Here is a 1,892-nt window from a genome sequence, read left to right as displayed (position 1 = left end):
GTGTGCCGCTAGCTCGGTCTTTTCCAGTTTCGTCCACTCGGACAGCCCGTTGCGCCAGACAATGGCGCCATGGGTGATTTCCCCGCTCGTGATCAAGCCGATCATTTCCTGTTCAGAAAACCCGCCTTTGCGTTGGCCAGCACTTTCGTAGAACCACGGTTTCTGTGTTTCTGTTGCTTCCATGTTGGACCTCATTTCATTTTTCTTGGTGATTTTGGGAGGCATAAGGGGGCAGCTAACCGTCCTGGCTAGCCGACTGTGACAGACCACGTTCCCCCAACGTGATTTAGGCCCGAACGAGGTTCGGGCTCCCGGCACGGCAAAAGTATTGCAGTGCGACACTTTGCGAGTCAAGTTAGGCGATACGACACAGGTATGGCTCTGCCGTAGCGTTGCTTCATCTGATTTGGTGGAGTGGGCGTGATGAGTTTTCCCAAGCGCCTGAAAGCGGCCCGGTTGGCATTGGGGCTGACTCAGGAACAGTTGGGCTTTGAGTTGGATGTCACCAAATCCACGGTTTCCGCTTGGGAGAATGGTCGTGACGCTCCAGGCTTTCGTCTGCTTCCTGCCCTGAAACAGGTGCTAGGTGTTTCGCTTGATTACCTGATTTGTGGTGATGAAGCGGGTGGGATCGCCGATCCTGCGGGTGCCTACGGCGCGGAAGTCCGCAGTGAAGCTGAAGCGCATCTGCTCAAGCGTTACCGCAAACTTTCTCGCAGCCGCCAGGAAGGCCTGAAGGCCCTTCTGGATTAACCGGCAGACTGCTTGCCTGCCAGCTTATTGCTGAGTCCAGAAGTCGATTGGGCAAGGGAGTCCTTGGTTTGAGTGGCTCTCTCGCCAGAAAACTCCTCCATCACCTGTAACCCCTCATCTTCCCCATACTCGAACCAGGCATTCATCAGCCCGGCCTGAGCAACCTTGTCCAGCTCCGTCTGGTGAATCCCCAGATTCTCTCGCCCCTTCGCTTCCTCCCTGGCGTGGGTGACGGCTTCTTTCAGGGTCTGATCTGCCCGCAGGGTCAGATCCACGTAGTAGATCGGTGCCCGGTGACTCTGGGTAGTGCTCTTGCCGCGCAGCTTCAGTTCCAGCGGCAGGGTGGCCAGGTTGCCGCTACTGATGGCGTGGAAGTAGCGCAGTCGTGCTGCCAGCGTGCGGATGCTGTTATAGCCGGTGGTGCGGAACACAAAACAGCCCAGTTCATCGTCATTCCCGATGCGGACATAAAGACGGCCATAGGGCTTGCACAGCCCATGGCTGCCGTAGTCGCACAGATCTGGGGAGGGGCAGTCTAGTGACGACAGGCCATTCTCGGTATGGCGTCGGCATGCCTCCCCGTTGCCTGCACACAGCGGCCTGCCGCTCTTGCGGTCGAAGAAGGTGTATTCCGCCCGTAGATTCAGGTCCGGATCGTTGAAGGGCAGGGTGATTGGGATGCTACGGAGTTTATTGCCCTTGGTGTCCTGGCGCAGGGCCTCATCCAGCGGGTGGGGCAGCCAGCCTTCCTTGGTCTGGATCTGGGTGGTGATGGTGAACTGATCGTCTTTCTCGGGCAGACGCTTGCCGTTCTTCTCCACCATGCGACCGATGCTGATGCGACCGATCACGGGTGGGGTGATCGCGAGTCCTTTGATCATGGGATTCTCCTGATGGCAACTGGCATAGACGCAGCCGGGCCAAGCCCGGCTGTTATGCTGTGAGTCGTAGAGGTTTAAGCATTGGGGCGAACCAGGAAGCGACGGCTCCCGGCCTTGTGCTTGGGGTACTGTTTGAGCAGGTCAGGCTGATCCTGCAGCAGGGCTTTCGTGTCCAGGCTGGTGGAGTCCTTGCTGCGCTTCCAGGTCACGGAGCCCTCGGTGAAGGTGGCCTTGCTGGCCAGCCCCATGGTCTGCTGG

3 protein-coding genes and 1 pseudogene are annotated in these 1,892 nt (G+C 58.4%); 1 reads left to right on the top strand and 3 read right to left on the bottom strand.

Features of this window, described 5'->3' with window-relative positions:
• The coding region (locus A3730_RS01620; RefSeq protein ID WP_197477218.1) for a DUF4339 domain-containing protein at window positions 1-183 on the bottom strand (183 nt) is incomplete at its 3' end.
• A gap of 240 nt (window positions 184-423) precedes the next feature.
• Between A3730_RS01620 and A3730_RS01615 the strand changes: the two genes are divergently transcribed.
• The gene (locus tag A3730_RS01615) at window positions 424-753 is read left to right on the top strand and encodes a helix-turn-helix domain-containing protein (RefSeq protein ID WP_082872222.1); all 330 of its coding nucleotides are present in this window, start codon (window positions 424-426) and stop codon (window positions 751-753) included.
• Here the strand turns inward: A3730_RS01615 and A3730_RS01610 are convergent.
• Together A3730_RS01610 and A3730_RS30850 are read right to left on the bottom strand one after the other, a co-directional pair.
• On the bottom strand, window positions 750-1,634 hold the full coding sequence (locus A3730_RS01610) for a hypothetical protein (protein ID WP_063520882.1): 885 nt from the start codon (window positions 1,632-1,634) through the stop codon (window positions 750-752). The genes A3730_RS01615 and A3730_RS01610 overlap by 4 nt on opposite strands.
• Window positions 1,635-1,708: 74 nt before the next feature.
• Window positions 1,709-1,892: pseudogene (locus tag A3730_RS30850) on the bottom strand (endonuclease); the annotation flags it as partial.

The sequence above is a fragment of the Alcanivorax sp. HI0044 genome, from assembly GCF_001634945.1.
This window is presented reverse-complemented; position numbering and strand designations above follow the sequence as displayed.

Bases quoted from the DNA above. Each gene is read 5' to 3' on its own strand.
- A3730_RS01615 (WP_082872222.1), top strand. From the start codon at position 424: ATGAGTTTTCCCAAGCGCCTGAAAGCGGCCCGGTTGGCATTGGGGCTG.
- A3730_RS01610 (WP_063520882.1), bottom strand. From the start codon at position 1,634: ATGATCAAAGGACTCGCGATCACCCCACCCGTGATCGGTCGCATCAGC.